The sequence below is a fragment of the Kocuria turfanensis genome (assembly GCF_001580365.1).
In the GTDB taxonomy this organism is placed as follows: Bacteria; Actinomycetota; Actinomycetes; order Actinomycetales; family Micrococcaceae; genus Kocuria; species Kocuria turfanensis.
The window spans coordinates 3134798-3158186 of the sequence record NZ_CP014480.1; the positions used below are offsets into that span (position 1 = coordinate 3134798).

The 23389-nt window shown below is 75.0% G+C and carries 15 protein-coding genes and 2 tRNA genes; 12 read left to right on the forward strand and 5 right to left on the reverse strand.

Annotation, left to right across the window (positions count from 1 at the left end):
* Positions 1-337 precede the first annotated feature (337 nt).
* From AYX06_RS14445 to AYX06_RS14455, 3 genes are all read left to right on the forward strand, one after another.
* The gene (locus tag AYX06_RS14445; RefSeq protein WP_062736363.1) at positions 338-2521 is read left to right on the forward strand and encodes a RecQ family ATP-dependent DNA helicase; all 2184 of its coding nucleotides are present in this window, start codon (positions 338-340) and stop codon (positions 2519-2521) included.
* A gap of 58 nt (positions 2522-2579) precedes the next feature.
* Positions 2580-3674: a glycosyltransferase gene (locus AYX06_RS14450; protein ID WP_062736364.1), complete on the forward strand. Its 1095-nt coding sequence runs from the start codon at positions 2580-2582 to the stop codon at positions 3672-3674.
* Positions 3675-3749: 75 nt separating this feature from the next.
* Complete coding sequence (locus AYX06_RS14455) at positions 3750-5837, forward strand: acyltransferase family protein (RefSeq protein ID WP_062736365.1); 2088 nt, start codon at positions 3750-3752, stop codon at positions 5835-5837.
* A 15-nt stretch (positions 5838-5852) separates the two neighbouring features.
* Here AYX06_RS14455 and AYX06_RS14460 read toward each other — a convergent pair whose 3' ends face one another.
* Positions 5853-7319 (reverse strand): lipopolysaccharide biosynthesis protein, encoded by a 1467-nt coding sequence (locus tag AYX06_RS14460; protein WP_062736366.1) that lies wholly within the window; start codon positions 7317-7319, stop codon positions 5853-5855.
* Positions 7320-7426: 107 nt separating this feature from the next.
* Here AYX06_RS14460 and AYX06_RS19895 point away from each other — a divergent pair, with 107 nt between their 5' ends.
* The 5 genes from AYX06_RS19895 to AYX06_RS14480 all read left to right on the forward strand — a co-directional run bounded on the left by AYX06_RS19895 (position 7427) and on the right by AYX06_RS14480 (position 9989).
* The gene (locus tag AYX06_RS19895) at positions 7427-7585 is read left to right on the forward strand and encodes a hypothetical protein (RefSeq protein ID WP_157093469.1); all 159 of its coding nucleotides are present in this window, start codon (positions 7427-7429) and stop codon (positions 7583-7585) included.
* A gap of 5 nt (positions 7586-7590) precedes the next feature.
* Entirely contained in the window at positions 7591-8697 is a 1107-nt protein-coding gene (locus AYX06_RS14465) for a glycosyltransferase (protein WP_062736367.1), read from the forward strand.
* A gap of 63 nt (positions 8698-8760) precedes the next feature.
* A tRNA-Ser gene (locus AYX06_RS14470) sits at positions 8761-8849 on the forward strand.
* A 181-nt stretch (positions 8850-9030) separates the two neighbouring features.
* Positions 9031-9450 carry a spore germination protein GerW family protein gene (locus tag AYX06_RS14475; protein ID WP_147017512.1) on the forward strand — a complete coding sequence of 140 codons (420 nt, stop codon included), beginning with the start codon at positions 9031-9033 and terminating at the stop codon, positions 9448-9450.
* A 128-nt stretch (positions 9451-9578) separates the two neighbouring features.
* Complete coding sequence (locus tag AYX06_RS14480) at positions 9579-9989, forward strand: phage holin family protein (RefSeq protein ID WP_062736368.1); 411 nt, start codon at positions 9579-9581, stop codon at positions 9987-9989.
* A gap of 12 nt (positions 9990-10001) precedes the next feature.
* Here the strand turns inward: AYX06_RS14480 and AYX06_RS14485 are convergent, their stop codons facing one another.
* The gene (locus AYX06_RS14485) at positions 10002-12119 is read right to left on the reverse strand and encodes a prolyl oligopeptidase family serine peptidase (protein ID WP_062737104.1); all 2118 of its coding nucleotides are present in this window, start codon (positions 12117-12119) and stop codon (positions 10002-10004) included.
* A gap of 78 nt (positions 12120-12197) precedes the next feature.
* Here AYX06_RS14485 and AYX06_RS14490 point away from each other — a divergent pair, with 78 nt between their 5' ends.
* Together AYX06_RS14490 and AYX06_RS14495 are read left to right on the forward strand one after the other, a co-directional pair.
* Entirely contained in the window at positions 12198-14162 is a 1965-nt protein-coding gene (locus AYX06_RS14490) for an FAD/NAD(P)-binding protein (RefSeq protein WP_062737105.1), read from the forward strand.
* 221 nt (positions 14163-14383) lie between these two features.
* Positions 14384-15295 (forward strand): type IV toxin-antitoxin system AbiEi family antitoxin domain-containing protein, encoded by a 912-nt coding sequence (locus AYX06_RS14495; protein ID WP_062736369.1) that lies wholly within the window; start codon positions 14384-14386, stop codon positions 15293-15295.
* A gap of 237 nt (positions 15296-15532) precedes the next feature.
* Here the strand turns inward: AYX06_RS14495 and AYX06_RS14500 are convergent, their stop codons facing one another.
* From AYX06_RS14500 to AYX06_RS14510, 3 genes are all read right to left on the reverse strand, one after another.
* Positions 15533-18193, reverse strand: coding sequence for an ExeM/NucH family extracellular endonuclease (locus AYX06_RS14500; protein WP_062736370.1), 2661 nt, complete (start codon positions 18191-18193; stop codon positions 15533-15535).
* Positions 18194-18281: 88 nt separating this feature from the next.
* The gene (locus tag AYX06_RS14505; protein ID WP_062736371.1) at positions 18282-20414 is read right to left on the reverse strand and encodes a bifunctional metallophosphatase/5'-nucleotidase; all 2133 of its coding nucleotides are present in this window, start codon (positions 20412-20414) and stop codon (positions 18282-18284) included.
* 168 nt (positions 20415-20582) lie between these two features.
* Positions 20583-20670: transfer RNA gene (locus AYX06_RS14510), tRNA-Ser, on the reverse strand.
* A gap of 84 nt (positions 20671-20754) precedes the next feature.
* Here AYX06_RS14510 and AYX06_RS14515 point away from each other — a divergent pair.
* Positions 20755-22158, forward strand: coding sequence for a cryptochrome/photolyase family protein (locus tag AYX06_RS14515; RefSeq protein ID WP_198161403.1), 1404 nt, complete (start codon positions 20755-20757; stop codon positions 22156-22158).
* 149 nt (positions 22159-22307) lie between these two features.
* A complete protein-coding gene (locus AYX06_RS14520; protein WP_062736372.1) occupies positions 22308-23291 on the forward strand; it encodes an NAD(P)H-quinone oxidoreductase in 984 nt (327 codons plus the stop codon).
* Positions 23292-23389 lie beyond the last annotated feature (98 nt).

Genomic DNA, 23389 nt, shown 5'->3' on the forward strand with positions numbered 1-23389 from the left:
CGTCGGGGGGCGGATCGACGGCGGTTCATCGGGGGATGGGCCGCCCGCACGCAGGCATCGGGGGGTGCCGGTGCGACCGGTTCATCGGGGGGTGAACCGACACGGGAGCACCGCTGGGGGGCGGTACTCCCACCAGGCGAGTCTCTGCTCGCCACCGGCCGTCAGGCCGGACGATGCGCCCGTTGCGGGGGCCATCCGTTCCGACGGATGGGCAGCGGGCGCATCGCTCTGTCCGGGCCCGACCGGTGGCGCCGGGCGGTGCAGTGCGGTGCGCCGTGCTGCACCGCCCGGTGACCGCCGCGCCACGGCGTCGGTGGACCCTGGAAGACTGGGACCCATGACGACCTCCCCGGCTTCCGACACCGCCCAGGACACCGCCCAGGACACCGCCCTGCGCGAGGACGCGCTCCGGCTGCTGCGCGCGCTCACCGGCCGGACCGACGCCGCCTTCCACCCCGGCCAGTTCGAGGCGATCGAGGCCCTCGTGGGGCACGGCCGGCGGGCCCTGGTGGTGCAGCGCACCGGGTGGGGCAAGTCCGCGGTCTACTTCCTCTCCGCCCTGCTGCTGCGGGCGCGCGGTCGGGGCCCCACCCTGATCGTCTCCCCGCTGCTGGCCCTGATGCGGGACCAGGTCGCCGCCGCGGCCCGGGCGGGAGTGCGGGCGGCCGCCATCAACTCCGCCAACGCCACCGAGTGGGGGCAGATCTCCGCCCAGCTGGAGGCCGACGAGCTCGACGTCCTGCTCGTCTCCCCGGAGCGGCTGAACAACCCGGTCTTCCGGGAGCAGCAGCTGCCGCAGCTGGTGGCCCGGCTCGGGCTGCTCGTGGTGGACGAGGCGCACTGCATCTCGGACTGGGGCCACGACTTCCGCCCCGACTACCGCCGCATCCGGGACCTGATCGCGCGCCTGCCCGAGGAGGTCCCGGTGCTGGCCACGACCGCCACCGCCAACGAGCGGGTGGTCGCCGACGTCGAGGAGCAGCTGGGCGTGCGGCCCGGCGGCACGAGCACGGGGGAGGTCTTCACCCTCCGGGGCCCGCTCTCCCGGGCGTCCCTGCGGCTGGGCGTGCTGGACCTGCCCTCGGCCACGGCCCGGCTCGCGTGGCTGCTCGAGCACGTCGAGTCCCTGCCGGGCAGCGGGATCATCTACGCCCTCACGGTGGGGGCCGCCGAGGACACCGCCCAGGCGCTCTCCGACGCCGGGCTGCCGGTGCGGGCCTACACCGGGCGCACGGACCAGGGCGAGCGGGAGGAGCTCGAGGCCGCGCTCAAGGAGAACCGGGTCAAGGCCCTGGTGGCCACCTCCGCGCTGGGCATGGGCTTCGACAAGCCGGACCTCGGGTTCGTGGTCCACCTGGGCGCGCCGTCCTCGCCGGTGGCCTACTACCAGCAGGTCGGCCGTGCCGGGCGCGCCACCGACAACGCCGACGTCCTGCTCCTGCCCGGGACGGAGGACCGGCAGATCTGGGAGTACTTCGCGACCGCCTCCATGCCCACGGAGCAGAAGGCCACCGCCGTCCTCGGCGAGCTGGCCGCCGCGGGGGGCGCCCTCTCCGTGGCCGTCCTGGAGTCGCGGGTGGACGTCCGGCGCAGCCCGCTCGAGCTGCTGCTGAAGGTCCTCGCCGTCGAGGGCGCGGTGGAGCGCGTGCAGGGCGGCTGGCGGGCCACGGGCGTACCGTGGCGCTACGACTCCGAGCGCTACGGCCGGATCGCCGCCGCCCGGGTCGACGAGCAGAACGCCATGCTCGACTACGAGCGCACCACCGGGTGCCGCATGGAGTTCCTCGCCCGGCAGCTGGACGACCCCACGGCCGCACCGTGCGGGCGGTGCGACACCTGCGCCGGGCCGTGGTACCCCACGACCGTCGACGAGAGCGCCACCGACTCCGCCGGGGCGGCCCTGACCCGGGTGGGCGTCGTGGTGGAGCCCCGGGCGCAGTGGCCCACGGGGATGCCGCGGCTCGGCGTGGACGTCAAGGGCCGGATCCCGGAGGAGCTGCGCTGCGCGGAGGGCCGGGCCCTCGCCCGGCTCACGGACCTGGGCTGGGGCAACCGGCTGCGCGAGCTGTTCCGCACCGACGAGCAGGGCGCCCCGGTCGACGGGCCGGTGGACCCGGCCCTCGGCCGGGCCTGCGTGCAGGTCCTGGCCGAGTGGCGCTGGGCGGACCGGCCCGCGGCGGTCGTCTCGGTCCCGTCCCGCTCCCGGCCCCGGCTCGTGCGCTCGCTGGCGGAGGGCATGGCCGGGGTCGGCCACCTGCCCTACCTCGGGGAGCTCGACGTCCCCGAGGGGTTCCCCACCGGCGGGCACGGCGGCAACAGCGCCTACCGGCTGGCGGCCGTGTGGGAGAAGTTCCAGGTGGGTCCGGGACTCGCCGAGGAGCTGGACCGGCTCGGCGGGCGTCCCGTGCTGCTGGTCGACGACCTCGTGGACAGCCGCTGGACGCTGGCCGTGGCCGCCCGCGCCCTGCGCCGGGCCGGCTCCGGGCCGGTGCTGCCCTTCGTGCTGGCCTCCCAGGGCTGAGCCGCGGCACGGACCGGGCCGGGGGAGCGGCCGGGCCCGGTCTTGTACGCTGTCCTGCGTGTCCTCCGCTCCCGCGCCGCTCGTCGACGTCATCATTCCCGTGCACACCGCCGCACGACCCGTCGACCGCGCCGTCGCGGCGGTGCTGGCCGGGGGGCTCCCGGTCGGCGACCACGGCGGGGTGCGCCTCACGGTGGTCTGCCACAACGTCGGCGCCGCGCTGATCCGCGACCGGCTCGCCGCGGAGCACCGGCCGCTCGTCGACCTGGTGGAGTGCTTCGACGGCACCCGCAACCCGGCCGCCCCCCGCAACCTGGGTCTGGAGCGCTCCTCCGCCCGGTACGTCTCCTTCGTGGACAGCGACGACACCATCGCGCCCGGGGCGCTGGCGGCCTGGACGGAGATCGCGGAACGCCACGGCTCGGCGGCAGTGCTCCCGCGCCTGGTCCACGGCGGCGGCGGCGTGCTCCGCACCCCCGTGCCCCGCCCGCTCCGCCGCGCGGACCTCGACCCGGTCAGGGACCGGCTGGCCTACCGCACCACCAGCCTGGGGCTGCTCCGCCGGGAGGTGCTGGCCGAGCGCGGGCTGCGCTTCCAGGGCCAGTACGCCACCGGCGAGGACCTGGGACTCACCGCCCGCGCCTGGTTCGGCGGCGGACGCCTCGACCTCGCCCCCCGGTGGGCGCACTACGTGGTGCACGACGACGCCGACGGGCGGATCACCCGCGGGCCACGCCCGCTCGCCGAGGACCTCGAGGCCTTCACCGACCTGCTCGCCGGCACCTGGTACGCCGGGCTGGGCGCGGAGCAGCGCACGGCGATCGCCGTCAAGGTGCTGCGGGTCCAGCTGCTCGGCGCGGTGCACGCCCGGGCGTCGGCGGGGGCCTGGACCGGTGAGGACGCCCGGACGTGCCGGGCGGTCCTCCGGCTGGTGGGGGCGGTGGGCGGGCCGGCCCTCGAGATGCTCTCCCGGGCCGACCGGGACCTGCTCGACCTCGCCGCCCGCGGCGGGGCCACCGCCGGCGAGGTGCTCCGGGCCTCCACCCGGCGCCGCCGCTTCGGACGGCCCGCCACGCTGCTCACCCGGGACCCGCGCCGGGTCCTGCACCGCGAGGCGCCCCTGCGCTTCATGGCCGCGTCCCTGCTGGTCTGACCGACCGGTGTGACCGACCGGTGTGACAATGGTGGCCTGTCCATCGTCTGACCCCCCTCCCGACGAGGAAACCTCATGAGCCGTCTCCTGCCCGCCGAGCTGTCCGCGGGGACCGACCGCGCCCCCGCGCCCCCCGCCCCGGCCGCCCACCGCTTCCGCCCCGAGGTCCAGGGGCTGCGCACCGTGGCCGTCCTCCTGGTCGCCGTGTACCACGTGTGGATCGGCGGGGTCTCGGGCGGGGTGGACGTGTTCCTGTTCATCTCCGCGTTCCTGATGACCCTCTCCTTCGTGCGGCGCCTCGAGAACGGGACGGGGCCGCAGCTGGGCCGCTACTGGGCCAGGACCTTCTCCCGGCTGCTGCCCCCCGTCGTCGTGACGGTGCTGGGCACCCTCGTGGCGGTGCGGCTGCTGTTCCCCTCCGACCGCTGGTACGCCGCCATCGAGGAGGCGGCGGCCACGGTGCTGTACGCCCAGAACTGGGTGCTCGCGTTCAACGCGGTGGACTACTACGCCGCGGACACCTCGCAGGCCAGCCCGTTCCAGCACTTCTGGTCCCTCTCCGTGCAGGGGCAGGTGTTCCTGCTCTGGCCGCTGCTGCTCGCCCTGTGCGGACTGCTCGCCCGGCGCACCCGGCAGCCCGTGGGCCGCGTGGCCGCCGTCGTGTTCGGGGCCGTGTTCCTGGCCTCCTTCGTCTTCTCGGTGGTCTCCACGAACCACGAGCAGGCCTTCGCCTACTTCGACACCCGGGCCCGGCTGTGGGAGTTCGCGCTCGGCTCGCTGCTGGCCCTGGCCGTGCTGCGCGGCGTCAGTCTCCCGGGCGCGCTGCGCCTCGTCCTGGGCTGGACCGGGCTCGTGGCCATCGCGGTGTGCGGGCTGGTCCTGGACGTCCAGGGCTCCTTCCCCGGGTGGGCGGCGCTGTGGCCGCTGACCGGGGCGGCCCTGGTGATCCTCGCCGGCCACACCGGCGACCCGCGCGGGGCCGACGCCCTGCTCACCCGCCGCCCCCTCCTGGTGCTCGGCGAGGCCTCCTACGCGGTCTACCTCGTGCACTGGCCGGTGCTCGTGACCTATCTGGTGGTCACGGACCGGGAAAAGGCCACGCTGCTGCACGGGCTGGTCATCCTGCTGGCCAGCATCGTCCTGGGCGTCCTGGTGCACCGGCTGGTCGAGCGGCCGCTGCGGCCCGGGACCGGGGCGCGGGCCGTTCTGCGCCAGCTCGGGCTGATCGTGCTGTGCGTGGCCCTCGTGCTGGTCCCCGCCGCGGGCGCCCGGGTCGTCCTGGACCGGCACGCGCAGGAGGCCGCGGCGCGGGCCGCCGTCGAGAACCCGGGAGCCGCCGTCCTGGCCGGGGACCTCGCGTGGCAGCAGGACCCGGCGGTGCCCACGATCCCGAACCCCCTGGTGCGGGAGGGCCAGTGGGCGACGCTGCCGGAGAAGTGCGACGACGCGACGCAGGACTGGTTCGGCGACCACGTGGTGGCGTGCACGGCCCTGCCCGTGGACCCGGACGCCGAGGTCGACGCCATGGTGGTCGGCAACTCCCACGCCGAGCAGTGGCTGCCGGCGTTCCAGCGCGTCGCCGAGGACCGCGGCTGGAACCTGCTCTCCGCCGTCAAGGGCGCCTGCCGGTACCAGCCGGTCGAGACCACCGACGAGACCGAGTGCCAGGAGCTCATCCGGCTCACGGACCAGTACATCGAGGAGCAGGACATCGACGTGGTGTTCACGACCTCCACCGTCACCTCCACCGACGGGCCCGGCGAAGAGATCGCTCCCGGGTTCGCGCAGCTCCTCGACGACCTGGACGAGCGGGGCGTCACCGTGGTCGGGATCCGCGACAACCCGCGCTTCTCCTTCAACATGGTCACCTGCATCGACCAGGACGGCCCCGACGCCGCGCGCTGCAACCCGCCGCGGGAGCAGAAACTGGCCCCGCAGAACCCGGCGGACGCGCTCGAGGCGGCGCACGGGAACTTCGTCAACGTGGACATGAGCGACTGGATCTGCCCGGACGGGACGTGCCCGTCGCGGATCGGCAACCGCTGGGTCTACATGGACGACAACCACATGCCCCACGACTACGTGGTCACCATGGTCCCGGCCTTCGCGGAGCAGTTCGACCGGCTGGCGGAGGGCCGGGCGCAGTCCCTGCCCGGCGGGTGACCGGCGGAGCGCGGCTCAGCGCCGGAAGCGGCCCCCGACGGCCCGGACCATGGGCCGCAGGTCCCGCGCGCTGAGCCCGGCCCAGACCGCGAGGAACACGGCGGTCACCGCCAGGGCCGGCAGCAACCGGAACTGCGGGCCGAGCACCTGCAGGCCGGCCAGGACCAGCCCGTAGCCGACGACGATGCGCAGCACGATCCCGCCCCACCGCATCCGGTCCAGCCGCCAGACCACCAGCAGCGGCAGGACCGCGCTGATCAGCGAGCCCACGAGATAGCCCACGGCCGAGGCCACGATCCCCAGCTCCGGGCCCAGCAGCAGCATGGTGCACACCCCCACGGCCAGGCCCAGGCCGTTGGCGGCGGCCAGGACCTTGATCCCCCAGGGCTCGGTGCCGTTGAGCCGGGCGTTCGCGGCGTTGAAGCTGGTCGCCGAGACCGCCAGGAACAGCAGGACCAGCAGCGGCTCGGCGTCCACGAAGTCGGGGTCCCCGAAGTAGACCAGCCGCAGGACGGGCTCCGCCCACAGGGCGCCCACGCCGAAGACCGGCAGGAAGACCGTGACCATCGTGCGCAGGATCGTGTCCACCTGGCGGGTCAGGCCCCCGGTGTCGCCGGCGGCGTACATGCGGGCCACGCTCGGGGACAGGGCGGTGAGCATGGCCCCGGAGAGCATGCTGGCGGGGGTCGCGAGGGACACCGCGGCGGCGTAGAGGCCGACCTCGGCCTTGGTGGCGAAGCCGTCGCCGATCACCAGGGACAGCTGCATCAGACCGGTCGCGGCCACCAGGTGGGCCGATCCCCAGGCGGTGAACACCAGGATCTCCCGGCGCTGGGCGGGGTCGAGCCGCGCCCGGCTGCGGCGCGGCCACGCGGGCAGGGCGTAGACCGCGTAGCCGGTGATCAGGGGCAGCAGCAGCACCCAGTGCCAGCCCGCGAGCAGGACCAGCAGCAGCAGGGTGAGGGTGAGGAACGAGCTGATGGTGTCCCACGCCGTCGTCGTCACGAACTGGTTGTTGCCCGTGCGCACGCCGCGCACGAAGTTGTACGCCGACAGGGAGAGCACGAGCAGGCCCGCCGAGACCGTGTAGGCCCCCGGGAGCTCGAGCACGAACGCGGCGTAGAGCACCGCCGAGACCGACAGCAGCGCCATGCCCGCGGAGGCGCTGGTCGCGGTGAAGGACGCCGTGGCCGCCTGCGCGTCCGGGTCCTGGCGGCCCCGGGCCATCGCGATGAACTTGGACGCCGCGGTGCCGGAGGCCTGGGGCCACAGCAGGACGAGGAACAGGGCCAGCGAGATCGTCAGGTTGACGTCGGCGAGCGCCTCCTGGCCCAGCAGATTGCCCACCAGCACGCTGTAGCCGAAGCGGGACAGGCCCTGGACGAACACGGCCACCACGGTCAGCGCGAACGCCGACCCCAGGGGGTTGTCGGTGTTCGCGTGGTTGGGGGGCGGGAAGAGGATCGAGCGCAGCCGGGACATCAGGCGGCCGACCCGGGGGCTGGGCTGGTCATCGGGCCCGAGTCTACTCGGGCCCCGGCACGGTGCCCGGACCGCCCCGGGCGCGGCCCCGCCGATAGGGTGGCAGCATGACCGTCGCCCCCACCCCGTCCAGCGCCGGGCCCTGCGCCGAGTCCCGCAGCGTTCCCGGCGCCCCCTGCCGCACCGTCCCCGACGGCGCCACCGCCGGCACCACCGCCGGCAGCACCGGAAGCGCCACCGCCCGCACCGTCGCGGACGAGGGCTGAGCGCCGTGCGCGTGCTGGTCGTCAGCACCTGGTACCCGTCCGCGGAGCGGCCCGGGGAGACCCCGTTCGTGCCCCGGCACGTCCGGGCGATCGCCCGGCACCACGACGTCCGGGTCCTGCACGTGCGGCTGCTGCGCACCGGGCCGGCCGCCCAGGAGGAGTGGGACGGCGTCCCCGTGCTCCGGCTCCCGTTCCACCCGCTGAGCCCGGCCACGGTGCTGCGGGCCTGGGCCGAGGTCGGCCGGCACCTCGCGGCCGCGGACGTCCTGCACACCATGCCGTTCTCGGCCGCGCTGGTCTGCCTGCCCGTCGCCCGCCGCCGCCCGTGGGTGCACACGGAGCACTGGAACGGCGTGCTCACCCCTGAGCAGAACGGGCCGCTGTGGCGGCGCCTGGCCTGGAGCCGCCGGATCCTGCGCCTGCCGGACCGGGTCACGGGCGTGAGCACCATGATGTGCGAGGTGCTGCGCCGCTTCGCGGACCCCGAGCGGGTCGAGCGGATCGGCAACGTGGTCGACCACGCCGAGCACGTCACCGCCCCGCCGCGCGGGCGCAGGCTCGAGCTGCTGGCCGTCGGCGCGCTGCGCGCGATCAAGGACCCGCTGCTGGCGGTCGAGGCGGTGGCCTGGCTGCGGGACGCCGGTCACGACGTGCGCCTCACCTGGTGCGGGGCCGGGGAGCTCGAGCAGGACGTCCGGGACCGGGCGCGGGAGCTCGGGCTCGAGGGCCGCGTCCTGCTCGCCGGCACCGTGGGCGCCGAGGAGGTCCAGCGGCGCCTGGCCGCCTCGGACGTGTTCCTGCTGCCCAGCCGCTCCGAGACCTTCTGCGTCGCCGCCGCCGAGGCCCTCGCCGCGGGCCGGCCCGTGGTCATGGGCGCCGTGGGCGGGCAGCGGGACTTCGTGCATCCCCGCAACGGGCGGCTCGTGGCCGAGCGCACCCCGGAGGCCTTCGGGCAGGCCGTGCTGGACGTCGTCGGCGCGCACGCCCTGCTCCCGCCCGAGGAGATGGCCCACGAGATCCGCTCCGTCTACGGGAGCGAGCGGATCGCCGCCGACCTCGACCGGCTCTACCGGTCGGTGGTCCCGCGGCCGGGGGCGGGGCGTCGGCTTTGACCCCGTGGCCGGTCCTCGCTTAAGCTGGCCTGTGTTGTCCACCCGGCGTGGTGGACGGCGGATGGAGACGTGCCAGAGCGGCCGAATGGACTTCACTGCTAATGAAGGGTCGGGGTTAAACTCGACCGGGGGTTCAAATCCCCCCGTCTCCGCGTTGTGATGTCTCAGGACATCGGAAACACCCCGGACCTACGGTCCGGGGTGTTTCGCGTTCCGGGGCTCCCGCCGGACCCGGTGCCGCGCGTCATCTGCGGCCGTGCCCGTGACCGCCGCCGGGCCGCTTCCTAGAATGGTGCCCAGCGTCGCCGACGGACCGACCCCAGGGGGAAGACCATGTCCGAGCAGCAGCAGCCCTCCGTCCCGGCCGACCCGTCCTCGGGGCGCACCACCGCGCGGTGGGAGTCCGGGGTCCCCGACCGCTCCGTGCTGGAGCGGGCCCTCGACGCCGTGACGGTGCGCCGGGTCTTCGGCGAGGCCTACGAGCTCGACGGCGCCACGATCGTCCCGGTGGCCCACGTCCGCGGCTGGGGCGGCGGCGGGGGCGGCTCCGGCGAGCAGCACGGGGACTCCGGCAGCGGCTCGGGCCTGGGCTTCGGGGTCAACGCCTCCCCGGCCGGGGTGTACGTGCTCCGGGACGGCGCCGTGACGTGGCAGCCGGCCGTCGAGCCGGTCCGGATCGCCCTGCCCGTCGGCCTGGCCCTCGTCGCGGCGCTCGGCGCGGTCGGCTGGGCCCTCGCCTCGCGCCGCTCCTGAGCGCCTTCCGGGCGTCCGCCCCCGGGCGTCCGTTCCTGCGCGCCCACCCCTGAGCCTCCGTGCCCGGGCGCCCGTCACCGAGCGTCCGCTCCTGTCGCCCCGACGCCGGCGCCTGACAGGATGGGGCCATGTCCTTCCTGCTCCGCGTCCTCGTCAACGCGCTCGCCATCTGGGTGGCCGCCTGGATCCTGCCCGGGATGCAGCTCACGGCGGACCCCTCCGTGGTCTCGGCCGTCGGCGGCGAGACCACGGCCTCCGTCCTGGCCTACCTCTTCGTGGGGCTGGTCTTCGGCGTCGTCAACGCGATCGTGCGGCCCGTGCTGACGATCCTGTCCCTGCCCATCACCTGCCTGACGCTGGGCCTGTTCGCCATCGTGGTCAACGCGGCGATGCTGTGGCTGACGTCCTGGCTGAGCTCGTTCACGCCGCTGCGGCTCGAGATCGACGAGTTCTTCTGGACCGCGGTGCTGGCCACCCTGATCATCGGGGTCGTCTCCCTCGTGATGGGCTGGGTGGTCCCGGAGCGCGAGCGGCGCTGACCCGGACCGGGCTCAGTCCCGGTGCAGCGCCGCCCAGAGGAACTCGTGGGAGAGGGCGTGCAGCCGGGCCGCCTGCCGGTTGTCCCCGGCGCCCGCGTGCCCGCCGTCGGTGGCCTCGTAGAACCACACGTCCTCGTGGCCCAGCCCCAGCATCCGCGCCGCGGTCTTGCGGGCCTGCACCGGGCCCACGCGGTCGTCGCTCGTGGCGGTCCAGAACAGCACCGGCGGGTAGTCCTGACCCTCGCGCACCAGGTGGTAGGGCGAGAACGTGCGCACGGACTCCCACTGCGCGGGGTCGTCCGGGTCCCCGTACTCCGCGATCCAGGAGGCCCCGGCGGACAGCTTCGTGTAGCGGCGCATGTCCAGCAGCGGCACCCCGCAGGAGACGGCGCCGAAGAGCTCCGGCCACCGGGTGAGCATGTTGCCCACGAGCAGCCCGCCGTTGGACCCGCCCGAGCAGGCCAGGCGCCGGCGCGCGCACACGCCCCGGGCCTGCAGGTCCGCGGCGACCGCCGCGAAGTCCTCGTAGGCGCGGTGCCGGTGCTCCCGCAGCGCGGCCCGGTGCCACGCCGGGCCGTACTCCCCGCCGCCCCGGATGTTGGCGAGCACGTACACCCCGGAGCGGCCGGCGGCGTCGGTGCGGGTCAGCCAGGACCGCCCGAGCGCCCCGGAGTAGGCGGGGGTCCGGGAGACCTCGAAGCCCCCGTAGCCCGAGAGCAGGGTCGGGTTCCCCCCGTCGAGCACCGGCTCGGCCGGACCCACCTGGAAGTAGGGCACCCGGGTGCCGTCGGCGGAGACCGCGAAGTGCTGCTCGACGGCCAGCCCCGAGGCGTCGAAGAACGCCGGCGCGGTCCTCGCCACCCGCGGGGGCGCCCCGGCGCCCGCGCCGGCCGGGAGGGTGCCCCGGGAGACGGTGGTCGGGGTGAGGAAGCCGGTGGCCACCAGCCAGTAGTCGTTGCCCGCCTCCGGGTCCTCGTCGTCGACGGCGTAGGCGTCCAGGCTGGACAGCGCCGGCGCCCCGGGCAGCTCGACGGTGGTCCACGGACCCGGTGCGGCCACGTGCACCACCGAGGAGACGTCCCGCAGCAGGTTCAGGATCAGCCGGTCGGCCGTCCAGGACCAGGACTGCAGCGCGGTGCGCTCGTCCGGGACGAAGACCGGTGCCACGGACCGGTCCCCGGCCAGGAAGGCCTCGAGGTCGGCCGCCAGCAGGGACCCCGCGGGGTGGACGGTCCCGTCCAGCTCCAGATCCTCCTGGGGCCGCAGCAGCAGCCACTGCCGGTGCAGGTCCACCGTGACGCTGTCGGGCACGTCGACGTGCACGAGCTCGCCCTCCCGCAGCAGGTAGGTGCGGGAGGAGAAGAAGTCGACCACGTCCACGGCCAGGTCCCGGACGAACCCGGGGGTGTGGTCGCGCACGAACACCGCCTGGACGTGCTGCTCGTCCACCTCGAAGACCTGGCGGGCCTGGGCCAGGTCCTGGCCGCGGCGGAGCACGCGCACCGTGCGGGGGTAGGAGGAGACGGTCATCGAGCCGGGCCCGAAGTCGGTGCCCACGTGCACGGTGTCCGCGTCGACCCAGCTCACCGAGGACTTGGCCGTGGGGACGTCGAAGCCGCCGGGCACGAACTGCCGGCGCTCGAGGTCGAACTCGCGCACCCGCTTGGCGTCGCCGCCGTCGGGGGAGAGGCTGATCAGCGCCCGCCGGTGCTGCCCGCCGGTGTACTGGGGCCGCAGCAGCCGGGCGCCGCCGTAGACCCACTCCACGCCCTCCTCCGCGGCCAGGGCGTCGACGTCGAGCAGCAGCTCCCACTCGGGCTCCTCGCTCAGCCAGGACTCCCACGTGGTGCGGCGCAGGACACCGCGCGGGTGCTCGGCGTCGCGCCAGAAGTTGTAGTAGTGCGGCCCGTGCTTGGCGACCATGGGGATCCGCTCGGTCGAGTCCATGACCTCGAGCACGTCCGCCTCCAGACGGCGCAGCTGCGGTCCCTCGAGCGCCGACAGCGTGCGGGCGTTCTGCCCGGCGACCCACTGCAGCGGCGCCTCGCCCGTGATCTCCTCCAGCCACAGGTGCTCGTCGTGCGGCTGCTCGGCGGTCGGTCGGGCGGCGGTCCCAGCGGTCTCGGTCATGTCCGCCATCGTAGGCCCCGCCCCCGTCCGGCACAGCCCCGTCCGGCCCTGCCCGCGCGGGTCGATACCCTGATGGTCATGAGTGCAGCGGGCAGGACAGGGACCGAACGACGTGTCACGGTGATCGGGGCGGGCCCGCGCGGGCTGTCCGTGGTGGAGCGGCTCGCGGCCCGCTCGGCGGCCTCGGGCACCCGCGTGCGCATCGACGTCGTCGACCCCTTCCCGCCCGGCCCCGGCCACGTGTGGCGGACGAACCAGTCCCCGCTCTACCTCATGAACACGCCGTCGCTGTACCCCACGGTGATCGCCGACGACGGGGTGCTGCCCGTGGACCCGGTCGAGCCGCTGCGGAACATGAGCTTCGAGCACTGGCGGCTCGCGGCCGTGTCCGGGGAGATCGCCGTGGACCCCGACGACGCCGCGCACCTCACCCGGATGACCCCCACGTCCTATCCCTCCCGGCGGATGTACGGGGTCTACCTCGACTGGGTCTTCCGCGCCCTGCGGGACGCCCTCCCGGGCTCGGCCCAGCTGACCGTGCACCGGGCCGAGGCCGTGGGCGTGCACGTGCGCGAGCACGCCCGGCACCGCTACGACGTGGAGATCAGCGGCGGACAGAACCTGCCGGCCGACGCCGTGGTGCTCGCCCTCGGCCACCTCGACGCCGACCTGCGCCCGGACCAGCAGGAGCTCGTGGACGGCGCCGCGGAGTTCGGGCTGACCTACTGGCCGCCGGCCGTGCCCGCCGACGTCCACTGGGAGGACCTGCCGGCCGGGGAGACCGTCCTGGTGCGCGGGATGGGGCTGAACTTCTGCGACGTCCTGGCCCAGGTGACCGAGGGCCGCGGCGGGATCTACACCCAGGAGGGGGAGCGCTTCGTCTACCACCCCTCGGGCCGGGAGCCGGTGATCGTGGCCGGTTCCCGCCGCGGCGCCCCCTACCGCTCCAAGGCGGTGCTCGAGGGCTACTACGCGCGTTCGCTGCGCACCCGCTTCTTCACCCTCGACGCCGTGCGGGCGCTCGCGGCGCGGGCGGACGGGCCCCTGTCCTTCGAGGCGGACCTCTACCCGCTGATCCGCAAGGACGCCCAGTGGAACTACTACACGGTCCTGGCCAGGACGGCCCCCGAGGCGTTCGAGACCGACCCGGAGGACTTCCTGGCCCGCTTCGACGCCGTGCTCGGCACCGGGGACGACCACCCGGAGGGGCCGTGGACCTCCCGTGCGGAGCGGCTCATCGCCTCGGCGGTGGTGCCGGGCCGGCAGCTCAATGCGCTCCGGCTCGCCCGCCCGTTCGAGGGGATCGGCTTCGGCTCCCACGACGAGTACGCCGCGGCCGTGGTCCACCACCTGGACCGGGACGTGCACGGGGCCCTCGCGGGGGAGGACGACCCGCTGCAGATGGCGGTCGCCTCGCTCAACGCCGCGCGCACCGTGCTCAAGGCCGTGCTCGCGGACATCGGGATCGGTGACGCCTCCTGGACGGACGAGCTGCGCCGGAGCTTCGAGCCGTTCGTGGAGGGCCTCGCCTCGGGGCCGCCCGTGCTGCGGACCCAGCAGCTGGCGGCCCTCGCCCGGGCCGGGGTGGTCCGTTTCCTGGGCCCCGACCCGCAGTTCCTCGTGGACGAGGAGGAGGGCCGGTTCGTGGCCGGCTCACCGTGGGTCAAGGACGAGCCCTTCCACGCCGAGCACCTGGTGGAGGCCATGTCACCGCCCAACGACGTCCGCCGCAACATCTCGCCGCTGCTGACCTCGATGCACCGGGAGGGCCTGGTCCGGGTGCGGGCGATGGAGACCCGGGACGGCGTCGCGACCGTTCCCGGCACCGGCCTCGACGTCAGCCGCCCCCCGTACCGGGCCGTGCGGGTCGACGGCGGGGTGGAGCCCGGGGTGCACGTGCTCGGCCTGCAGCTCTCGGCCGTGCAGTGGGGCGTGGCGATCGCCGCGGAGGCCGGGGCGTCCGCGGAGCTGGGCGCGCGGACCCTGGCCGACGCCGACCGCATCGCCGAGGCGGTGCTGGCCCCCGCCCTGCTCCGCGAGTGACCACGCCCCTCTCCGCGAGTGACCACGCCCCTCTCCGCGAGTGACCACGGGACCTCCGAGCGACCACGTCAACCCGTGGTCACTCGGGGATCCCGTGGTCACTCGGGTGCGAGGACGGGCCGCACTGCACCGGCGGGACCGGACGGGCCCACTGCCCGGCAGCGTCCACATACCTCGCCGCGCCTCGGCCGGCGCGGTGCCCGCAGGTCCACGGTGGGGGCATGACCGACGTGTCGCACCGGCTGTTCAGTCTGGCCGAGCTGGAGGAGGCCGGGATCTCCCCGGCCTCGGCCCAGCGGGCCGTCCGCGGGGGGACCCTGGTGCGGGTGGTGCCGGGCATCTACGCGCCCGCCCCGTGGTGGAGCCGGCTCCGGCCCGGCGACCGGGCGTACCAGATGCACGTGGCCGTGCGCCGCTCGGCCCGCCGGGCGCCCGTCTTCTGCCGGGACTCCGCGGCCACGGTGCTCGGCCTCCGGGTCCTGCACCGTCCGCTCGTCCCGCACGTCATCCAGCAGATCGACCACGGGAGCCGGAACAACCGGCACGTCGTGCACCACTGGGCCGAGCTGCCGCCCGCCGACGTGGTCGAGGCCAACGGCTTCCGGGCCACCTCCCACGCCCGCACCGCGCTGGACTGCGCGCGTTTCCTGCCCGTGCCCGGAGCGCTGGCCCTGGTCGACCACGCGCTCCGGCTGGGCGTGTCCCGGCAGGAGCTCCTGGCCCGGTGCGCCGCCCTGCCGGGACACCGGGGTGTCCGCCGAGCCCGGGTCGTCCTCGAGCTGGCGGACCCCCGATCGGAGTCGGTGGGGGAGACGCTCACCCGACTGGTCGTCGTCCGGGCAGGGCTGCCGCCGCCGGAGCTCCAGGTGGAGGTCGAGACGGACCTGGGGATCTTCCGCCCGGACTTCGTGTGGCCGCAGGCGCGGCTGATCCTCGAGTTCGACGGGCTGGTTACCTACTCGGGCGCCCACGGCAGGGCGGACCACGTGCTGATCGCGGAGCGACAGCGGGAGAAGGCCCTCACGAACCGGGGCTGGCGGGTGCTGCGCACCGACTGGGCCACCGTGACGGGACGACCGGAGCTGCTCGTGTCCATGCTCCGCCGGGAGCTGGCCCGGGCGACCGCGCCGTGACCGATCCCGCCCCGGACGGCTCCGCCCCTGACACCCCCGCCCGGGCGGTTCGGCCCGGGCTGCGACTGACCCCGCTTTCCCCGAGTGACCACAGGAGACCGTGGTCACTCGGGGAAAGCGGGGTCAGTCAGCGCCGGTGGGGCGCGGGGCGGGGTCAGTCAGCGCCGGTGGGGCGCGGGGCGGGGCCGGTCAGAGCCGGAAGGGCGCGCAGCGGGGCCGCGGGACACCGGGGGCGGGTCAGCCGAGGCGGCCCTGCAGGACCTCGCGGGCGCGGTCGCCGGGGTGCTCCCGGAGGCCCTTGCCGGGGTGTTCGCCGGAGGTGCCTCGGCCGGGGTGTTCGCCGGAGGTGCCTCGGCCGGGGTGCTCGCCGGAGTGGCCCCGGCCCGGCTTCTGCGGGTCGGTGGGCTCCGCACCGCCGAAGGCCAGGCCCACGACCTCCGGGTTGTGGTCGGAGGCCCGGTACGGGTCCGCCGCGTAGAGGTCGGTCACGTTGTAGTTGTGCCGGCTGTACTCCAGGCCCACCGACTCGTGGGCGTTGATCTCCCATATGTCCGAGCCGGTGACGAGCTCGGCCGCGGCGGGGGAGGCCAGGACGTGGTCCAAGGAGCCGAGCATGCCGCCGTAGGCGTAGGAGTACTCGCCCTCGGGGGCCAGGTTCGCGTATCCGGCGTCGTGCAGGACCCGCATCGGGTCCTCCTGGTCGTAGGAGTTGAAGTCGCCCGTGAGGAAGACCCGGTCCGTGCCCTGCGAGGTCTTCAGCTGCTCGGCGAAATCGACCAGCGCCTGCGCCTGCGCGGTGCGGTCGGCGTTCCAGGCCCCGGCGCCGTCCCCGGCGTCGGCGTTGGGCCCGGTGCGGGGCGCGGAGCCCTTGGACTTGAAGTGGTTGACCACCACGGTGAAGTCGTCGTCCGGGCTCCCGCCGGCGGGGCGGAACGTCTGGGCCAGCGGCTCCCGGGCGTTGTCGAAGTTCTCCTCGTCCTGCAGGATCACGGACTCGCCCACGGGGCCGACCGCGGCGGGCCGGTAGATGAACGCCGTGCGGATGACGTCCTCGTCCTCGAGGGCAGGCCGCTGCGCCGGCGAGGGCACGTAGGCCCAGACCTCCGCCCCCGCGGCCGCGTTGAGGGCCGCGACCAGGTCGGCGAGCGCCTGGTCGCGGTCCTTGCCGAACTTCGCGGAGTTCTCGATCTCCTCCAGGGAGACGACCTCGGCGTCGAGGGCGTTGACCGCGGCCACGATCTTGGCCTGCTGGCGCTCCAGGTCCTCCTGCTCGGCCGCCCCGCGGGCCAGGCAGCCCCCGCGCACGCTGATCGGGTCACCGGCGCGGTCGGTGTAGTAGGAGCAGCCGGAGAGCTCGTCACCGGTGGTGCTGAAGTAGTTGAGCACGTTGAACGTGGCCAGCTGGAGGTCCCCGCCCACGTCCTCCGGGGCGGCGGTGCGGGCGTTCTCGGCGACGACCGGCGCGTCCTCCGGGTTCGCCCCGGTGAGGTGCGTGGTGGGCTGGAGGCGCCACTCGTCGAAGGAGTAGCCGAGCACCACGGGCGCCACGAAGTCGACGGGCGCGCCGATCCGCATCGGGGTCTGCGGGGTGAGGTAGGGCAGCGGCACCGACGCGTTGGCGAAGTTGCCGTAGTTGGTGGTCGCGCCGTCGTCGAGCAGCACCCCGCGGGCGGCGTTGTCGGCGGCCTGGGCGGCGGCCTCCGGGGAGCCGGGGGCCCCGACGGCGGTGGGCTGGACCAGGGGTGCGCCGCCGGCGGCGAGCCCGAGCTCCCCGTAGCTGTTGAGGCCGTAGTTGTCCGTGATCACGAACTCGCCGGCCGGGTCGAGCAGCATGCCCTCGAGGCTCTCGCGCCGGGCGTCGTCGGCCGGCCAGCCGACCGTGGCCGGCTTGACGGCCTCCACGGGCTCGTCCAGGACCCGCAGCCCGTCGGGGCGCACGCTGAGCTGGGTCTGGCCGTAGTACTCGGCGACCGTCCCGGTGACCTCCACGTACTGGCCGAGCCGCACGTCGGCCACGGCCGAGGGGGAGTGCACGAACACGCCGTCCGACGCCTCGTGCTGCCCGAGGTCGAGGTCGCCGCCCGTGCCGGGCGTCTGCACGTACCAGCCGTCGAGGCCCCCGGTGGCGTAGACGGCGGTGACCACGCCGCGGGTGGTCACCGTCCGCCCGGCCACCGGCGAGGCGTCCCCGGTGCCCTGGATCTCCCGGATCGGGAGGCTGACGGGCGGTGCCGTGGGCTCGGGGGTGGGCTCGGGCACCGGGCCGTCGCCGCCGGAGTTCTGCGGGGTCACGGTGCCGGTGGCCGTGAAGTCGGCGGCGTTGTCGTCGGTGTCGACGCCGTCCTGGCGGGTCATCGACCGGGGGTCGCCGTTGGTGGCCGGGCCGGTGGCCGGTGCGCTCTCGTACGTGTTGGAGGTGCCGTAGCCGAGCAGGTCCACGATGCCGTCCGCGCCGGTCACCGAGCCGGTGGGCGCGCTCAGGCGTTCGGCGCCGTCGGAGAGCAGGATCGTGCCGGAGACTCCCGCGGGATTGAAGGACGTGGTCAGGTCGGGGGTGGGCAGGGGCTGCCCGCTGCCGCCGTTGGACCCGCCCTGGACCAGGAAGTAGCCGCCCGGGGCGATGGTCCCGGACAGCGCGACGGCGCTGGCCTCGCCGGTGCCGCCCGCGGACCGGTACTGCAGCGTCCAGCCGGTGAGGTCCACGGTCTCGGACGTGGGGTTGTAGAGCTCGACGAACTTGTGCCGGTGCACGGCGTTGGCCGAACCGCCGTTGGTGTAGGCCTCGTTGATGACCACGGCCGTCCCGTCCGGGGCGGCGTGGACGGGAACGGTCAGCGGCGCGGCGAGCAGTGCCGCGGCCAGGGCCCCGCTCAGGGGCAGGGAGAGCAGCGTCTTCACGGTGGGAGGGTTCCTTCGGTCAGGGAGAGAAAGAGGAAGAGGGAGAGGACGAGGAAGAGGGCAGCGCAGGGAGGAAGCGGGCGGGGATTCAGCCGAAGAGGCGGCCGAGGACCTGGCGGGCGCGCTCGGAGCCGTGCTCCCAGACGCCGCGGCCGGGCTCGCCCTTCCCGGGGTGCTCTCCGGGCCGGCCCTTGCCGGGCTGCTGGGGCCCGGCCGGCTCGGTGGGCTCCGTGGGCTCCGGCTCGGTGGGCTCGGGCGTCGCGCAGTCCGCGGCCAGGCCCAGGACGGCGTCCGGGACCCGCACCCGGGTGCCGGTGGGGTCGGCGACCAGCCACACGGCAGCGCCCTCGGTCAGTGCGGCCCTGTCGAGGCTGACGGAGGCCGCCCCGTCGAGGACCGGCACCGTGCCGAGCTCCGTCCCGTCCGGGGCTCCGGCGCGCACGGACAACGAGGTGGTGTCCGGGGCGCCCAGGGACGTCATGTCGAGGGAGGAGACGTCGAAGCGCACGGTGCAGGCCTCGGCGGCGGCGCCGGTGAGCTGGACCGAGCGGCGATCGAAGCGCGGGCTGAGCGGGGCGTTCGCGGCGAGGTACTCCGAGAAGGCCTCGCGGTCGATCCGGCCGGTGTCGGTGGCGGCCGTGCCCTCGGCGAGCGCGGTGAAGTTGTCGCCCCCGGAGGTCAGGAAGGACACGGAGCCCACCACGTAGCTGCCCGCGGGGTCGTAGGGCGCGCCGTCCACCGTGATGGAGGTGATCCGGTCGCCGACCGGCCGGGAGGGGTCGGCGGTGTACGAGACGTTCTCCGAGAGCCCCAGCTGGAGGTAGGGCCGGGAGGATCCGGCGGGCTGCCACTGCTGCTCGAGGGCCTGCTTGAACTGGGCGCCGGTGAGGGTGACGGTGTTCAGGTTGTTGGAGAAGGGCATCACCTGGTTCACCTCGGCCTCGGTGACCTGGCCGTCGCGGTCGCCGTCGAGGGCCTCGCCGGGGTTGTCCGCCCAGAGCAGATCCGCGCGCAGTCCGCCGGGGTTGATCAGGCCGATCTGCACGCCGTGGGGCTCCTGCAGGGTGGCGCGGATGGACTCCGCGACGAGGTTGCCCAGGCTCGACTCGGCGCCGCGGTCGTCACGGGCCGGCTGCCCGTCCCGGAGCCCGTAGGCGGTGGTGATGTCCCCGGTGATCTGCCCGACCGGGGTGCTGCCCTGCTCGACGGCCACGGCCTCGGCCGCGGCGACGATCTCGGCGACCCGGGCGACGCGGGGGTACCGGTCCACCAGCTCCTCCTCGCTCGCGGTGACGGTCTCGCCGACGTCGAGCACCTCGGTGCGCGCGTCCACGGCGTCGGTCTCCCGGTCGTAGCTGAACGAGACGCGTCCGAGGCTGCCGCCGTAGGAGCCGGCCTGCAGCACGGCGCGCTCGAGGGTGCCGTCGCCGTCACGGTCGACGGCCTCGTCGTAGACGTCGTGGGTGTGGGCGTTGAACACCACGTCCACCGTCTCCGAGGTCCCGGTGACCAGCCGGTCGCCCAGGACGTCGGACGCGTTCGCCACTCCCTCGTGGTAGAGGGCGACGACGACGTCGGCCCCCGCCGCCTCGAGCCGCTCCGCCTCGGCGTTGACCGCCGCGACGGGGTCCCCGAAGGTGATGCCCTCGATCCCGGCGGGCGAGACGAGCGTGGCCGTCTGCTGGGTGACGGCGCCGACCACGCCGATGCGCACGCCGTCGACGTCGAAGGTCGCGGAGGCCTCGGTGACGGGCGCGCCGTCGGGGCCCAGGACGTTGGCCGCGAGGTAGGGGAAGTCGGCGCGCTCGGTGATGCGGCCGGTGAGGTCCGCCACGCCGCGGTCGAACTCGTGGTTGCCCACGGCGGAGGCGTCCAGCTCGAGGGCGTCGAGCACGTCCAGGGTGGGGTTGTCCTGCTGGACGGCCGAGACGTACTCGGAGGCGCCGACGTTGTCGCCGCCGGACAGCAGCAGCGTGCCCTCCTCGTTCTCGGCGCGCAGTTGCTCGATCGCGCCCGCGAACAGCAGCGGGTCGGAGGCGAGCCGGCCGTGGTAGTCGTTGAAGTAGAGCAGGTCGACGTCCGCGGCCGCGGGGGACGCGGGGGCCGGGGGCGCGCCCACGGTCTCGTCGGCGTGCGCCGCCGGGAGGACGAGCACGGACGAGGAGACGACGCCGGCGGCGAGAGCCGCGTGCAGGGCAGGACGGTGCTTCGGGGGTGTCATGACGGGGTCCTCCGGGGGCGGGGTGACGAGTCGATGTCCCCATTGGAGCATGCAGATGTGAACGTCCGGCGTCGTGGCGGGCACATGTCGGCGGCGTGCCGGGAATCGGCCGGAGGGGCGGGGAGCGCAGCGGCCCCCGGCGCGGGGCGCCGGGGGCCGTGGCAGGAGCGGAAGGTAAGGGATTTGAACCCTTGGTACGGGGTCACCGCACACCGGTTTTCAAGACCGGCTCCTTAGGCCGCTCGGACAACCTTCCCCGCGCTCGCCGGGACGGCGGAGCGCGCCGCCCATTCTTCCACGCCGCTGGGAACGCCAGCAAAGCCCCCGCTAGGGTGGGCGCGTGAGCGCACCGGAGAGCCCCGCCCGCGGGACGACGACGATCGTGTGGTTCCGGGACGACCTGCGCGTCACCGACCATCCCGCCCTCGAGGCCGCGTGCCGGCGGGGGGAGGTGCTGGCGCTGTTCGTCCTGGACGAGGCGTCGGCGGGTGTGCGCCCCCTGGGCACGGCCTCGAGGTGGTGGCTGCACGGGTCGCTGCGGTCCCTGCGCGCCTCCCTGGAGGAGCTGGGGATCCCGCTGGTGCTGCGCCGCGGGCCCGCCGGGGCGGTGCTGCCCGAGGTGCTCGAGCGCACCGGGGCGGGCGGGATCACCTGGAACCGCCGGTACGGCGGCCCCGAGCTCGCGGTGGACGCCGGGGTGAAGCAGTGGTGCTCGGAGCACGGGGTGGAGGCCCACTCCTTCCAGGCGTCGCTGCTGCACGAGCCGTGGGCCCTGCGCACCGGGGCCGGCGGGCCGTACAAGGTGTTCACCCCCTTCTGGAAGGCCCTGCGGGCGCTGGAGATCCGTCAGCCGCTGCCCGTGCCGGGAGCGGGACGGGGCGCGGACCGGGCCGTCGCGGCCTGCGCCGCCGGGGAGGACCCGGAGGCGTGGGGCCTGCTGCCCGAGGCCGGGCGAGCGGCCGGGCTGGCCGGGACGTGGACGCCGGGAGAGGCCGCCGCGTGGGAGCGGCTGGACGACTTCCTGGACCGTGCCGAGGACTACGACGAGGGCCACGACCGCCCCGACCGGGAGGGCACCAGCCGGCTCTCCCCGCACCTGCGCTGGGGGGAGATCAGTCCCTTCGCGGTGTGGGACGCCGCGGTCCGGCACCGCGCGGAGCAGGGGAGCAGCCCGGGGCTGGAGAAGTTCCTGACGGAGCTGGGCTGGCGCGAGTTCAACTGGCACCTGCTGCACCAGGAGCCGCAGCTGCACGTGCGCCACGTCCGCCCGGCGTTCGACGCGTTCCCGTGGCGGGACCCCGCCGAGGGCACCGGGTTCCCGCTGGTGGACGCGGGGATGCGGCAGATGCTGACCACGGGCTGGATGCACAACCGGGTCCGGATGGTCGCCGGGTCCCTGCTGACCAAGAACCTGCTGGTGGACTGGCGCAGCGGGGAGCAGTGGTTCTGGGACCACCTCGTGGACGCCGATCCCGCCTGCGGGCCCGGCAACTGGCAGTGGGTGGCCGGCTCCGGGGCGGACGCGAGCCCGTTCTTCCGGATCTTCAACCCCCTGACGCAGGGGCGCCGGTTCGACCCCGAGGCCCGCTACATCCGCCGGTGGGTCCCGGAGCTGGCCGGGGACTCCGGGGTGGATCCGCACGAACCCGGCCTGCTCGGGCCGCCGGTGGGCTATCCCGCCCCGGTGGTGGACCTGCCGGCCAGCCGCTCCCGCGCCCTGGACGCCTACGCCTCCATCCGCTGAGCGGCGCCGCCGGCCGACCCAGGGCGAGCAGCAGGGGAGCACCGGGCCCGGTGTTCGCCGGTGGGGGAGGTCCGGCGGCCGCGGGTGACCCCGGCCGGACCCGGGGACACAATGGGAGCGCACGTCGTTCCCGACAGGAAGGCCCCAGAATGCGCGCAGTGCTCGAGACCACCCCCGGCGGGCCGGAGGTGCTCGCCGTGACCGAGGTCCCCGCCCCGGAGCTCACCCCGGACGGCGTGCGGATCCGCGTCCGCGCGGCCGGCATCAACCGGGCCGACGTCATGCAGCGCCTGGGCCGGTACCCGGTGCCCCCGGGGGCCTCGAGGATCTTCGGGCTGGAGGTCTCGGGCACGGTCCAGGAGCTCGGCCCGGCGGTCCCGGCGGAGACCGGGATCGCCGTCGGGGACGAGGTCGTCGCGCTGCTGGACTCCGGGGGCTACGCCGAGGAGGTCGTGGTCCCCGCCGCGCAGGTGCTGCCCGTCCCGCAGGGCGTGGACCTGCAGGCCGCGGCCGGGCTGCCCGAGGTGTGCGCCACCGTCTTCTCCAACGTCTTCATGGCCGCCGCGGCCCGGGAGGGGGAGACGGTGCTCGTCCACGGCGGCACCGGCGGGATCGGCACCAACGCCATCCAGATGTGCCGGGCGCTGGGCCTGCGGGTGCTGACCACGGTCGGCGGCCCGGGAAAGGCGGCCGCGGCCCGCGAGCTCGGCGCGGAGACCATCGACTACCGCGAGGAGGACTTCGTGGCCCGCGTCCGGGAGCTGACGGACGGCCACGGCGCGGACATCGTCCTCGACGTGGTGGGCGGGGCGTACCTGGAGCGGAACCTCGACGCGCTGGCCGTCAACGGGCGGCTGGTCGTGATCGGCCTGCAGGGCGGGCGCACGGGGGAGCTGGACCTGGGCAAGCTCATGGCCAAGCGCGCCGCGGTCATCGGCACCACGCTGCGCGCCCGGCCCGCCGGGGAGAAGGCCCGGATCATGGCCGCCCTCCGCGAGCACGTCTGGCCCCAGGTCGAGGCCGGGCGGATCGTCCCGGTGGTCAACCGCACCTTCCCCCTGGACCAGGCGGCGCAGGCCCACGAGTACTTCGACTCGGGCACGCACATCGGCAAGGTCCTGCTCGTCCCGTGAGCACCCGCCCCGGGCCACCGTGCCCGGGGCGTCCGCGGACCGGGCGCTCCCGCCGCGCGGACGGCCGCGCCGATCGCCGTCGCGCGGACGGCCGCGCC

Coding starts and splice junctions, on each gene's coding strand:
- AYX06_RS14480 (WP_062736368.1), top strand. CDS start 9,579: ATGTCCTTCCTGCTCCGCGTCCTCGTCAACGCGCTCGCCATCTGGGTG.
- AYX06_RS14520 (WP_062736372.1), top strand. CDS start 22,308: ATGCGCGCAGTGCTCGAGACCACCCCCGGCGGGCCGGAGGTGCTCGCC.
- AYX06_RS14445 (WP_062736363.1), top strand. CDS start 338: ATGACGACCTCCCCGGCTTCCGACACCGCCCAGGACACCGCCCAGGAC.
- AYX06_RS14460 (WP_062736366.1), bottom strand. CDS start 7,319: ATGTCCCGGCTGCGCTCGATCCTCTTCCCGCCCCCCAACCACGCGAAC.
- AYX06_RS14505 (WP_062736371.1), bottom strand. CDS start 20,414: ATGACACCCCCGAAGCACCGTCCTGCCCTGCACGCGGCTCTCGCCGCC.
- AYX06_RS14495 (WP_062736369.1), top strand. CDS start 14,384: ATGACCGACGTGTCGCACCGGCTGTTCAGTCTGGCCGAGCTGGAGGAG.
- AYX06_RS14490 (WP_062737105.1), top strand. CDS start 12,198: ATGAGTGCAGCGGGCAGGACAGGGACCGAACGACGTGTCACGGTGATC.
- AYX06_RS14455 (WP_062736365.1), top strand. CDS start 3,750: ATGAGCCGTCTCCTGCCCGCCGAGCTGTCCGCGGGGACCGACCGCGCC.
- AYX06_RS14475 (WP_147017512.1), top strand. CDS start 9,031: ATGTCCGAGCAGCAGCAGCCCTCCGTCCCGGCCGACCCGTCCTCGGGG.
- AYX06_RS19895 (WP_157093469.1), top strand. CDS start 7,427: ATGACCGTCGCCCCCACCCCGTCCAGCGCCGGGCCCTGCGCCGAGTCC.
- AYX06_RS14485 (WP_062737104.1), bottom strand. CDS start 12,119: ATGACCGAGACCGCTGGGACCGCCGCCCGACCGACCGCCGAGCAGCCG.